Raw genomic sequence first — 12,401 nt, forward strand, 5'->3', positions numbered from 1 at the left:
GGAAGATATCGGTTTTCATCCGGGCACCGTGTCTCACTACGATGGCAGTGCACGCGGTCATCTGCGCCGGTGCGACAAGTCCGTGAAAGTCTGTCGAAAGGAATACCGTGCTGCGCACCCACTTGGCTGGTTCGCTGCGAGGCGAGCACGCCGGTCAGACCGTCACCCTCACCGGCTGGGTGGCGAGGCGTCGTGACCACGGTGGTGTGACCTTCATCGATCTGCGCGACGCCTCGGGCGTCTCGCAGGTGGTCTTCCGCGAGGGCGAGGCGGCCGAGCAGGCCCACAAGCTGCGCGCGGAATACTGTGTGCAGGTCACCGGTGTGGTGGAACGGCGTCCCGACGGCAACGAAAACCCGGAGCTGCCGACCGGGCAGATCGAGGTCGACGCCAAGGAACTGGTCGTGCTCAACGAGAGCGCGCCGCTGCCGTTCCAGCTCGACGAGACCCCCGGCGACGAGGCCCGCCTCAAGTACCGCTACCTGGACCTGCGCCGCGAAGGCCCCGGCCACGCCATCCGCCTGCGCTCCAAGGTCAACGCCGCGGCTCGCGACGTGCTGGCCAACCATGACTTCGTCGAGGTCGAGACCCCGACGCTCACCCGCTCGACTCCCGAGGGCGCCCGCGACTTCCTGGTTCCCGCGCGCTTGCAGCCGGGTAGCTTCTACGCCCTGCCGCAGAGCCCGCAGCTGTTCAAGCAGCTGCTGATGGTCGGCGGCATCGAGCGGTACTACCAGATCGCGCGCTGCTACCGCGACGAGGACTTCCGCGCCGACCGTCAGCCCGAGTTCACCCAGCTCGACATCGAGATGAGCTTCGTGCGCCAGGAAGACGTGATCCTGCTGGCCGAGGACATCCTGACCTCGCTGTGGAAGCTGGTCGGCCACGAGATCGTCACCCCGATCCCGCACATGACCTACGCCGAGGCGATGCGGCGCTACGGCTCCGACAAGCCCGACCTGCGCTTCGGCGTGGAGATCACCGAGCTCACCGACTACTTCAAGGACACCACATTCCGCGTGTTCCAGTCGGAGTACGTCGGCGCGGTCGTGATGCCCGGTGGCGCGAGCCAGCCGCGACGTCAGCTCGACGCCTGGCAGGACTGGGCCAAGCAGCGCGGCGCCAAGGGCCTGGCCTACATCCTGATCAACGAAGACGGCACCCTGGGTGGCCCGGTCGCCAAGAACCTGACCGACGCCGAGCGCGACGGCTTGGCCAAGCAGGTCGGCGCCGAGCCGGGTGACTGCGTGTTCTTCGCGGCCGGTGCGGTGAAGTCGAGCCGTGCCTTGCTCGGTGCCGCCCGCGGCGAGATCGCCCGCAAGTGCGACCTCATCGACCCGAACGCCTGGGCCTTCGTCTGGATCGTCGACGCCCCGATGTTCGAGCCCACCGCCGACGCCACCGCCAGCGGCGACGTGGCCCTCGGCTACTCGGCCTGGACCGCGGTGCACCACGCCTTCACCTCGCCGAAGCCGGAGTCGATCGACACCTTCGACACCGACCCCGGTGCGGCGCTGGCCTACGCCTACGACATCGTCTGCAACGGCAACGAGATCGGCGGCGGTTCCATCCGTATCCACCGCCGCGACGTGCAGGAACGCGTGTTCAAGGTGATGGGCATCGACCACGACGAGGCCCAGGAGAAGTTCGGCTTCCTGCTCGATGCCTTCTCCTTCGGCGCCCCGCCCATGGGCGGCATCGCCTTCGGCTGGGACCGCATCACCGCGCTGCTGGCGGGCGAGGACTCGATCCGCGAGGTGATCGCGTTCCCGAAGACCGGTGGCGGCGTCGACCCGCTCACCGACGCACCCGCGCAGATCACCGCGCAGCAGCGCAAGGAAGCGGGCATCGACGCCAAGCCCGAGGCCAAGGGCAAGGGCGACGCCGCCGACGCGCCGAAAGTTGTTGCGGCCGAGAAATAGCGGCCATCGGAGGTAGCCCGGTACCTTCTGGTCAGTTCCCGATCGCGACGGCGGGACCGATCAGGAGGACACCGGGTGCTACATCTGCGAGTGATCAGCCCGCCCGAGCAGACCGACGCCCTGGTGCGGGTGCTCGAACAGGACGCCGGTGTCACTCATCTGACGGTGGCGCGCGGGATCGCCCTCGACCCGCCGGGCGATCTGGTCCAGGCCGATGTGGCGCGCGAGGCGGGCAACAAGGTCCTCGCCGATGTGAAGGCGCTCGGCATCGTTCACACCGGCGGGATCACGCTGGAACCGATCACGGCGGTGCTGTCCGACGCCGCCGATCGCGCGGTCCACGCCGCGCCGGGCGACCCGAGCGACGCGGTCGTCTGGGAGCAGCTGCTCAAGGAGACGCACGAGGAGTCCTCGCTCAACGCCACCTTTGTCGCGTTTCTGACGATCGCCTGTCTGCTGGCCTCGATCGGTGTGGCGACCAACTCGCCGGTCACCATTGTCGGCGCGATGGTGGTGGGTCCGGAGTTCGGGCCGCTGGCAGCGCTGTCGGTCGCGCTGGTACGCCGTAACTGGCGGCTGGCCCGGCGTTCGGTACTCGCGCTCGCCGTGGCCTTCCCGGTGGCGATGGTGATCACGCTCGGCGCGACCGTGGTGTGGCAGCAGCTGGGCTGGATCACCACCAAGGGTGTCATCGACGCGCACAATGTCGACTTCATCTACGAGGTGGGGCCGTTCTCGCTGGTCGTGGCGCTGCTCGCCGGTGCGGCAGGCATGCTGTCGCTGGTCACCGCGAAGTCGGCGGCCCTGATCGGGGTGTTCATCTCGGTCACCACCGTGCCTGCCGCGGGCTACGCGGTGGTGGCGGCGACGATCGGTCAGTGGCATCGCGCGTTCGAATCGGTCGGTCAGCTCGCGGTGAACCTGCTCGGCATCGTCGTGGCCGGGGTGATCGTCCTCGAGTTGCGACCCCGGGCGGGGGACACCGACGGTCCGGTCGGGCGATTCAAGCGGGCCATCGGCATGCGGTCCGCGCTCGACCGCTGACCTCAGACGCGGGCGACCGGTCCCGCCGTCAGCATCCGGTAGGAGTAGGTGACCGCGATGACGCACACCGGTCCCGCGACGAACAGGCCGAGCCCGCACAGTATCGCGCCGACGAGGGTGACCAGCGTGATGGTGAGCGCCAGCAGCAGCGCCGCCCACAGGTTCGCCAGCACCAGTTGCGCGCTCGCCTTGATCGCTTCCACCGGTCCGTAGTCCTGATCGATCACGAAGTGCATCGAGAACATGCACAGGAACCCGGCGACGATGCCGGGCAGCAGACACAGCGTCGACGCGAGCAGCGTGACGGTGAAAGCGAGCAGCGAGGTGAGCAGGACATTGCCCGCGTTCACGAACCGGAAGTACGATCCGAAAGCCGGTGGGTATCCGTCGGTTTCGTAGAGCGCGCCGCGCACCATCGCCGCCTGCAGCAGCCACAGTGCGACGATCACCATCAGGAACAGCAACAGCACGCTGAACGGCGATGTCGGTTCGACGATCTGGACCACGGCGACGAAGCCGAGATAGATCAGCACGCCCACCGCGGTGACGCCGAGCCACGGACCCGGATTGGCCCGGAATCGTTCCCAGCCGTAGCTCAGCGAACGGCCGATATCGAGGGCTTGTGCTCCCGAATGGTAGTAACCGGGCGTCTGCCCGCCACCGCCCTGCGACACGCCGGATGCGGGGTATACCGGATTCTCCGGTTTCGCCTGGGGGACCGCGTAACCGGAGCCCGTGCCCGCGGGCCCGTACTGCGGTGTGGGCCCGCCGCGTCCGGCAATCGGTGGCGGCGGCTCGACCGGCTCCTGCCCGTACTGGGCGGCGCCGGGCCCCTCGAATTGCGGATAGCCTGCGCCACCGGCCATTCCGTGCCTGCTCGGCCCCGGACCGGGAGCCGGTGGCTGCCCGGTGCCCTCATGTCGGCCCGTCGGGCCGGCGAACTGTCCGCCACCGCCCGGAACAGGCGACCCGCCCGGCGAATCGCTCGATGCGGCGTACGGAGTGTCGGTCACTGTGATAGACCTTTCGACTCAACCGGTTTGCGGTGTGGCGCACAGCAGTTCACGATGAGAAAACCCGAAGACCGGCTGATGTGTCAAGCGAACAGGCACACACGCGCAACCTCGGCGCCAACACGCCGAGCGACGCGGAAAGGTTGTCCAACCGCTCGCTAGAAGTGACCGGGTACGAGTAGCTTGAGAGGCGATGACCGCACTATTGGCCGAACGCGCCGCCGACGTCGTGTCCGCAGCACAACAGTTGCTCACAAAGCGAATGGGTGCTCCGGTAAAGCTGAGTGATCCGATGGAGCTCAGCGGCAGTGGTAGGACGACAGTCCTACGCGTGCGTGTTGCGGAAAACGCATTTTCGTTGCCGCGCACCCTGATCGTGAAGCAGGTGCGCGGTTCCAGTCCTGACCGCCGCACCGGTGGTCTGGCGCCCGGCGTCGCCAGCATCGACGCCGCGTTCCTGCGCGAGGCGGTGTCCTACCAGTTCACCACCGCGCTGAGTCGCGAACAGCGCCCCGGAGCCTTCCTGATCGCCCACAGCGTTCCCGACCGGCTCCTCGTGCTGTCGGACCTCGGCGAGAACGCCTTGCTCACCTCGGTGCTGCAGGCACGTGTCGAGCCGGGCACCCGCAACTCGCTGATGGCGTTCGCGCAGGCGCTCGGCCGGATGCACGCCGCGACCGTCGGCCGCGAACCCGACTTCGTCGCCCTGATGCGCCGGGTCGACTCGGCGCATCGTGTCGACGGGATCGCCCAGCAGGCGCAGGCCGCCATCGCCGAGGTCCCGGGTCTGCTCGAAGCCGAGTTCGGCATCGAGGTGCCCGGGGAGATCGCCGAACGCATCGTGCACGGCAACCGCCTGTTCACCGGCGGCCGCTATCGCGCGTTCAGCCCGTCGGACCTGTGCCCCGACAACGTGATCATGAACGAGGAAGGCGCGCGGTTCCTCGACTACGAATGGGGCGGTTTCCGCGACGCCACCCTCGACATCGCCTACGCGCTGGTCTCCTTCCCCGGCTGCCTGTGCGACTTCGAACTCTCGCGCAGCCGTGCCAAGGAGATGGTCGAGGCCTGGCGTTCGGCCGTGGTCGGTGTGTGGCCGTCGCTGGCCGACGACACCGTTCTGGCCGAACGAATCCTCGAGGCCCGGCTGATCTGGGTCTGGCTGTCGACGTACTGGTTCCTGCCCGCCGACCACGCCCGCATCGCCACCGCGCGTGAGCACGGGCTGTCGGTGCCGCGCTCGGAGGCACTGATCAACCGGTGGTCGGCGCTGGCCGAGGACGCGAGGATGACCGGCGACGACGCGGTCGGCGACTTCGCCGAACAGGTCTCGGCGATGCTCGAAGAGCGCTGGTCGGAGTAGCGCCGCCGAGCGGGCTCCCCATTTCCCGGCGCGACACGGGTACCGTCGGCAGGGATCTGAGGAGTTGGGAGCAGCCGTGCCGATACCGGTCACCGTCACAGTCGTCCGCAAGCAGTGGTTGACCCCGCACCTGGTGCGGGTGGTCGGCACGGTCTCGGACGGATTCAGCCCTAACGGGTTCACCGATGCCTACGTGAAGTTGATCTTTCCGGCGCCGGGCGTCGACTACCCCGAGCCGTTCGATCTCGACACCGTGCGCGCGACGCTGGGCCCGGAGAGCCAGCCCGTGCTGCGCACCTACACCGTGCGGTCCTTCGATCCGCAACGGCGCGAGATCAGCATCGACTTCGTGGTGCACGGCGACGAAGGCATCGCCGGGCCTTGGGCGCGCTCGGTGGAGCCGGGCGCGCGGTTCTGGTTGAACGGACCCGGCGGTGCGTTCGCGCCCGACCCGGCGGCCGACTGGTACCTGTTCGCCGGCGACGAGTCGGCGCTGCCCGCCATCGCGGCCGCGGTCGAGGCACTACCCGCCGGTGTGCCCGCCCTGGTGTTCGTCGAGGTGGGCGGCACCGAAGACGAGATCGCCCTCGACTCGCCCGCCGACCTGCGCCTGCACTGGGTGCATCGCGGGGTGTCCTCGGACCGGATCACCGACGACCTCGCCGGGGCGCACTCGCCACTGGTGGCCGCGGTGCGCGCGGCCGAGTGGCTGCCGGGTCAGGTTCAGGCGTTCGTGCACGGGGAGGCCGAGGCCGTGATGCGTCAGCTGCGCCCCTACCTGCGCAAGGAACGTGACGTCGCGCCGAAATGGCTCTCGATCTCGGGGTATTGGCGGCGCGGCCGCACCGAGGAGGGCTTCCGCGAGTGGAAGCGGGAGCTGGCGGCCGAAGGCGCCTGACCCGGAGTTGCCCTGTGCCGGTCAGCTCGTCAGCGCGACGAGTTTGCCACGCAGATGGGCGCGTTCGACCGCGTTGTCGGTGAGCAGCAACGCCGACTCGTAGGCGGCGATCGCCTCCTCGGTGCGCCCGAGATCGGTGAGGAAAGCGGCGCGGGCGGCGTCGAGATAGCCGTAGGTCGCCAGCGCCGGTTCCGCGCCGAGCGGATCCAGTAGGGCCAGCGCCTGTGCCGGATCGCCGGCGAGGCCGACCGCGATGGCGTGATTGAGCAGCGCGACCGGCGACGCCGAATCGCGCAGCAACAGCCGATACAGGCCGATGATCTCTCGCCAGTCGGTGTCGGCCCACGTGGGCGCCTCGTCGTGGACGGCGGCGATCGCGGCCTGCAAGGTATACCGGTCGGTATGTGGCAGAGCGTGTTTCACCAGCGCGATGCCCTCGACGATGGCCGCGCGGTCCCAGCGCTCGCGGTCCTGGTATTCGAGCGTGCACAGATTGCCGTCGTCGTCGACGCGCGCTGCCCGGCGGGCGTCGGTCAGCAGGATCAGCGCCAGCAGCCCGGTCACGGACGGGTCGTCGGGGACCAGCGCGTGCATCATCCTGGCCAGCTGCAGCGACCGGTCGACGAGATCGGCACGGACCAGCACCTCACCCGCCGGCGCGGTATGGCCGGTGGTGAACAGCAGATGGATCACCGCGCAGATGGAATCGAGGCGCTGCGGCAGTTCCCGCACCGAAGGCACCCGATACGGGATGGCCGCGACCGCGATCTTCTTCTTGGCTCGGGTGATGCGCGCGGCCATCGTCGACTCGCTCACCAGGAACGCGCGAGCCACCTCGGCGGTGGTGACACCGCAGACCAGCCGCAGGGTCAGCGCGACCTGGGCCTGTGGTGCGAGTGCGGGGTGACAGCAGGTGCTGATCAGCCGCAACCGGTCGTCGGGGATCGCCGGGTCGTCCAGGTCGGCCAGCGCCAGATCGGCGGTGTCGGCGACCGGCTCGTCGACGACGAGCTGGGGCAGCGCCCGCCGGAACGTGCTGTCGCGGCGTAGCAGGTCGAGGCCCCGGCGTCGCGCCACCGTCGTCAGCCAGGCGCCGGGCTTGGCCGGGACACCGTCGCTCGCCCACACGGTGAGGGCCGTCGCGTAGGCATCCTGGACGCATTCTTCGGCGAGGTCGAAATCGCGGACCAGCCGCACCGTCGCGGCGAGCACGAAGGCCCATTCACGACGGTGCGCCTGCTCGACGGCCGCGGCCGCCACCGTGGTCACGACTGTGAGTAGACCTGGATCGGGCGAACCTCGACGCCACCGGTGGGGGCGGGCACCTGCGCGGCGATCGCGATCGCGGCATCCAGGTCGGGCGCCTCCAGCAAGTAGTAGCCGCCGAGCGCTTCCTTCGCCTCGGCGAACGGCCCGTCGGTGATGACGACTTCGCCGTTGGCGTCGTGGCGGATCGTGGTGGCGGTCGCGGTGGGCTGCAACGCCTGCCCACCGAGATTGGCGTCACCGGCGATCTGCTGGAAGGTGCGATGCGCGGCGAGCATGTCGTCGAACTCGGCGGGGGAGTACGCGGCGTAGGCGGCTTCGTCGCCGTAGATCAGGACCAGGTACTGGCTCATGATGTGCTCCTTCGGGTGTGGGCTGCCCGCTCGTCGGGTGCCGTACTCACTCGACGAGCGGCCACGGGTGTAATCGACAACCCTGTCCGAAGAATTCTGCGCCGATTTCCGCGGCGTCGCGGCGAACCCCGGTCAGGGCATCGGAGCCGGCCGCGGTTCGAGCCGACCGCCCGCCGGAACGGCGAACGACGCGCCGTGGCGCACGCCCGTCGCGGGATCGGTGACATCGGCGACGTGGAACCAGTCCATCTGCGTCTGCGTCGCGGTCACCTCGAGCACGCCGAAACCGTGTGAGTCGAGCTCGACGTAACGCAGGTGGTGGTTGGCCGCCTTGATGGCCTCTTCCGCCGGTACCGACGTGGTGCGGGCGGGCATCTTCAGCAGGTCGCCGACACTCGAGGAGGTGACCGACGGGATCACGAACTCCGCGCCGACAGTCGGTCCGCCCGGGTAGTTCGCGGCGTTCACCGGCAGGTCGGCGGCCCAGGAGGTGTGGATGTCGCCGGTGAGGAACACGACGTCGCCCACTTCGTTGTCGGCGATCGCCCGGAACAGCGTGGTGCGGTCGGCGGTGTAGCCGTCCCACTGGTCGCCGTTGACGGTGATGCCGCCCTGCGGAATGCCGAGTGCCTCGGTGATCGCCTGGGTCGTGGCCGCTTCCAGTGGCGGGAACACCAGCGGCGCGACCATCACCGAATTGCCGACCAGCTTCCAGCGGGTGGGGGAGGAGGTGAGCCCCGCGGTGAGCCACTCCATCTGGGCGCGGCCGGTGATGGTGCGCGACGGGTCGTCGGCATGCCGCCAGCCCCCGCCCGGCCCCGCCTCCTCGTCACGGTAGGTGCGCAGATCCAGCATCGACAGTTCCGCCAGCGTGCCGAATCGCAGGCGGCGGTAGATCTGCACCTGGCCGTCGGCGCGCGTGGCGCGCACCGGCATCCACTCCAGGTAGGCGCGGGTGGACGCGGCCTTACGGTCGGCCCAGGGGCCTTCGGTGGCGGGGTCGTGGTTCTCCGCGCCCTCGCGCCAGGAGTTGTCGGCCGACTCGTGGTCGTCCCAGGTGCAGATGAACGGCGCTCCCGCGTGCAGGGCCATCAGGTCGGGATCGGTCTTGTACTGGCCGTGGCGGGTGCGGTAGTCGGTGAGGGTGACGATCTCGTTCGCCGGGTCGTGTGCGCGGACCGCGCCGTTGCGGCCGGTGTACTTGCCACGGCCGTACTCGTAGATGTAGTCGCCGAGGTGCACGATCGCGTCGAGATCGGTGCGCGCGGCCAGGTGCCGGTAGGAGCCGAACCAGCCTGCTTCCCAGTTGGCGCAGGAGACCAGGCCGAGGCGGAGGCGGTCGACCTCGCTGTCCGGTGCGGGCGCTGTTCTGGTGCGGCCGACGGGTGAGGTCTCGCCGAGCGCGGTGAAACGGTAGAAGTAGTCCTGACCGGGGGTGAGGCCGGTCGCGTCGACCTTGACGGTGTGGTCGGTGCCGGCCGAGGCGGTGACGGTGCCGGATGCGGCGAGCGTGCCGAAGCCGGCGTCGGTGGCGATCTCCCAGCGCACCGCTGCCGCGTCGCCGAGGCCGGAACCGGGAGCGGCGTCCTCGGCGACCGTGACCCGGGTCCACAGGATGACCGCGCTCGGTAGCGGATCGCCGGACGCGACGCCGTGCCGGAAGACAGCACCCGCGGCGTGCGCGGGCGCCGCGGTGCCCAGCACCGCGACCGCCGCGACCGCCGTGGAACCGGCGAACAGGGTGCGGCGGGCGAACCCGACCGGCTGGGAGGTTACGGCGCTGTTGTTTTCGACCACGATCAGCGATCACAGCCCACGAAACGCTCCGGCGCAAGTCGACCCGAGGATTGTTGGTCAACTGTCCATCTGCGTGGAAGGTCCTGGTCGATCTGCGGGGGTCGGTTGGTGCGCTTCGCAGTACATGTCCGAGGGCCTCGGTACCCTGCACAACGTGAGCGACAGCCTTTTCGACGTGCCCGGTGGCGAACACGCGTCCGCCGACTCCGGCGCCGACGCGGCGTTCCGGCGCGACTCCGGCGCGCCGCTCGCCGTTCGCATGCGCCCGGCGAACCTGGACGAGGTGATCGGCCAGACGCATCTGCTCGGTCCCGGGTCTCCGCTGCGCCGGCTCGTCGAAGGGTCCGGTGCGGCATCGGTGCTGCTCTACGGGCCGCCCGGCACCGGAAAGACCACGCTGGCCTCGTTGCTCTCGCAAGCCACCGGCCGTCGGTTCGAAGCGCTGTCGGCGCTGTCAGCCGGCGTGAAGGAGGTGCGGGCGGTGATCGACCTCGCCCGGCGCAGGCTCGCCGCGGGCGAGCAGACCGTGCTGTTCATCGACGAGATCCATCGCTTCTCCAAGACCCAGCAGGACGCGCTGCTGGCCGCCGTCGAGAACCGGGTCGTGTTGCTGGTCGGCGCGACCACCGAGAACCCCTCGTTCTCCGTCGTGTCCCCGTTGCTGTCGCGCTCGCTCGTCCTGCAACTGCAACCGCTCACTCCCGACGACATCCGCGCGGTCCTCGCCCGCGCGATCAGCGACCCGCGGGGTCTCGCCAACGCCTACACCGTCAGCGACGAGGCGATCGAGCACATCGTGCGGATCGCGGGCGGCGATGCTCGCCGCGCGCTCACCGCCTTGGAGGCGTCGGCCGAGTCGGCGACCGAGGGCGCCGTCGACCTGGAAACGGTCGAGGCGACCGTCGACAAGGCCGCCGTCCGCTACGACCGCGCGGGCGACCAGCACTACGACGTGATCAGCGCGTTCATCAAGTCCATTCGCGGCTCCGATGTCGACGCCGCCGTGCACTATCTGGCGCGCATGCTCGCCGCGGGCGAGGACCCCCGCTTCATCGCGCGCCGCTTGATGATCCACGCGAGCGAGGACATCGGCATGGCCGACCCGATGGCCCTGCAGACCGCGACCGCGGCAGCCCAGGTCGTCCAGCAGGTCGGCCTCCCCGAATGCAAACTCGCCCTGGCGCAGGCCACCATCCATCTCGCGACCGCCCCGAAATCCGGTGCGGTGACCACCGCGATCGGCACGGCGATGGCCGATGTCTCGCGCGGCAAGGCCGGTGCCGTGCCGCCGTACCTGCGCGACGGTCACTACGCGGGCGCCGCCCTGCTGGGCAACGCCCAGGGCTACAAGTTCCCGCACAAGTACCGCGAGGGCGTCGTTGCCCAGCAGTACCCACCCGACGAACTGGTCGGCACCGACTACTACCTGCCCACCGACCACGGCAACGAACGCACGATCGCCCCGCGTCTGGAAAAGCTGCGCCGCATCATCCGCGGCAAGTGAGGCGGGGTGCGGTCAGTCGAGCGTGAACGGAGCGGCGCCACCGACCGACCACACCCTGCGCAGTCGCCCGCCGACCGCTTCGAAGATGTCGATCCCGCCGTGCGCGGGAATGTCGTCGTGCGCTGAATGCCAACGGACAGCGAATGTTCCGGTGCCGGTGGCATCGAGACCGCCGACCGCGTCGGAATCGACGACGAACCCGACGTCCGGTCGCTGTGCCCGATATTCGGTGACGAACGAGGCGAACGTCGCGGGCCCGCGCAGCGCGTCGGTGATGTCGCGGGTCGGCGAGGCGAACCGGATGCCGAAGTCGTCGGTGAGCAACGCCGTCGCGAGTTCGGTGCTGCCGTTCCACAGCTCGGTCCAGGTCGCGGCGAGCTGATCGGCGGTGACGGTCGTGGTTGTCATGGACTGCTCCTTCGAGTCGGGCCGCGGCGGGTGCGGCGGCCTGCGCCATCCAGAATTCAGTCGTTGCGCGACAACGGTGTGTCGGTGATCGCGGTCACATCGATGAGCGTGCCGAAGCCCGTCGGGATCGTCGACAGGTCCACCTCGCGTTCGGGACTCGCCTCGTCCAGTACGTGCGCGGCGAGCACCCGATCGAGTCGAAATCCCCGCAGTCCCGTCCGCATCCGGCACCAGGCGTACAGAAACCACTCGTCGCCCGCCAGGAAGGCCAGCGGTTCCACTTCCCGCGAAGTGGTCACGCCCTCGCGGTCGGCGTAGTCCAAGCGCAGCACCCGCCGCCGGAGCACCGCGTCGAGAATCGCGGGCGAGACCGCTCTCGCCGGATCCACCGGCAGCAACCGGATCCGCTCCACCAGTGCGGTAGCGCGCACCCGGTCCTGTTCGGGCAGCACCGCCACGATCTTGTGTACCGCCGAAGCCGCCGCCGCGGCGAACGGCGTACCGGCCAACCGTGGTAACGCCACCGCGAGGGCAGTGGCCTCGGCCGTCGTCAGACTCACCGGAGCGAGCGTCCGATGCCGATCGAGCGCGTACCCGCCCGCGCGCCCGGGCACGGTCATGATCGGCACCCCGGCCTGGGCCAATGCGGCAAGATCGCGTTCGATCGTGCGGGTCGACACCTCGAAGCGGGCCGCGAGTTGCCGGGCGGTCCGCGGCCGCGGGCTGTAGGCCCGCAGTTCCTCGGCGAGTGCGTAGAGCCGCTCGGTTTTCGTCACGGCGCGATTGTCGTCGATCCGCCGTCTCAGCGGCGTGGCGTGGACCACCCCGGTCGA

The 12,401-nt window shown here is 69.6% G+C and carries 11 protein-coding genes; 5 read left to right on the forward strand and 6 right to left on the reverse strand.

What is annotated here, in order from left to right:
- Positions 1-107 precede the first annotated feature (107 nt).
- Positions 108-1,922 carry an aspartate--tRNA ligase gene (gene aspS, locus ACWF99_RS08290; RefSeq protein WP_378989007.1) on the forward strand — a complete coding sequence of 605 codons (1,815 nt, stop codon included), beginning with the start codon at positions 108-110 and terminating at the stop codon, positions 1,920-1,922.
- 75 nt (positions 1,923-1,997) lie between these two features.
- Positions 1,998-2,966, forward strand: coding sequence for a DUF389 domain-containing protein (locus tag ACWF99_RS08295; protein WP_452535495.1), 969 nt, complete (start codon positions 1,998-2,000; stop codon positions 2,964-2,966).
- Between the two features lie 2 nt (positions 2,967-2,968).
- Here ACWF99_RS08295 and ACWF99_RS08300 read toward each other — a convergent pair whose 3' ends face one another.
- On the reverse strand, positions 2,969-3,979 hold the full coding sequence (locus ACWF99_RS08300; protein ID WP_378626961.1) for a hypothetical protein: 1,011 nt from the start codon (positions 3,977-3,979) through the stop codon (positions 2,969-2,971).
- Between the two features lie 193 nt (positions 3,980-4,172).
- Between ACWF99_RS08300 and ACWF99_RS08305 the strand changes: the two genes are divergently transcribed.
- A complete protein-coding gene (locus ACWF99_RS08305; RefSeq protein ID WP_378626962.1) occupies positions 4,173-5,342 on the forward strand; it encodes a phosphotransferase family protein in 1,170 nt (389 codons plus the stop codon).
- A 76-nt stretch (positions 5,343-5,418) separates the two neighbouring features.
- A complete protein-coding gene (locus ACWF99_RS08310; protein WP_378626963.1) occupies positions 5,419-6,240 on the forward strand; it encodes a siderophore-interacting protein in 822 nt (273 codons plus the stop codon).
- A gap of 21 nt (positions 6,241-6,261) precedes the next feature.
- Here ACWF99_RS08310 and ACWF99_RS08315 read toward each other — a convergent pair whose 3' ends face one another.
- The 3 genes from ACWF99_RS08315 to ACWF99_RS08325 all read right to left on the reverse strand — a co-directional run bounded on the left by ACWF99_RS08315 (position 6,262) and on the right by ACWF99_RS08325 (position 9,656).
- Positions 6,262-7,509, reverse strand: a complete 1,248-nt coding sequence (locus tag ACWF99_RS08315) for an RNA polymerase sigma factor (protein WP_452535496.1) — start codon at positions 7,507-7,509, stop codon at positions 6,262-6,264.
- On the reverse strand, positions 7,506-7,859 hold the full coding sequence (locus ACWF99_RS08320; protein ID WP_452535497.1) for a YciI family protein: 354 nt from the start codon (positions 7,857-7,859) through the stop codon (positions 7,506-7,508). The genes ACWF99_RS08315 and ACWF99_RS08320 overlap by 4 nt, the downstream gene beginning before the upstream one ends.
- A 132-nt stretch (positions 7,860-7,991) precedes the next feature.
- Positions 7,992-9,656 (reverse strand): alkaline phosphatase D family protein, encoded by a 1,665-nt coding sequence (locus ACWF99_RS08325; RefSeq protein WP_452535498.1) that lies wholly within the window; start codon positions 9,654-9,656, stop codon positions 7,992-7,994.
- Between the two features lie 154 nt (positions 9,657-9,810).
- Here ACWF99_RS08325 and ACWF99_RS08330 point away from each other — a divergent pair, with 154 nt between their 5' ends.
- The gene (locus tag ACWF99_RS08330; protein WP_452535499.1) at positions 9,811-11,160 is read left to right on the forward strand and encodes a replication-associated recombination protein A; all 1,350 of its coding nucleotides are present in this window, start codon (positions 9,811-9,813) and stop codon (positions 11,158-11,160) included.
- Positions 11,161-11,172: 12 nt separating this feature from the next.
- Here ACWF99_RS08330 and ACWF99_RS08335 read toward each other — a convergent pair whose 3' ends face one another.
- Both ACWF99_RS08335 and ACWF99_RS08340 read right to left on the reverse strand, forming a co-directional pair.
- Positions 11,173-11,568 (reverse strand): hypothetical protein, encoded by a 396-nt coding sequence (locus ACWF99_RS08335; RefSeq protein ID WP_452535500.1) that lies wholly within the window; start codon positions 11,566-11,568, stop codon positions 11,173-11,175.
- A gap of 56 nt (positions 11,569-11,624) precedes the next feature.
- Positions 11,625-12,344 (reverse strand): helix-turn-helix transcriptional regulator, encoded by a 720-nt coding sequence (locus ACWF99_RS08340; RefSeq protein ID WP_452535501.1) that lies wholly within the window; start codon positions 12,342-12,344, stop codon positions 11,625-11,627.
- Positions 12,345-12,401 lie beyond the last annotated feature (57 nt).

The organism is Nocardia sp. NPDC055002, from assembly GCF_053608825.1.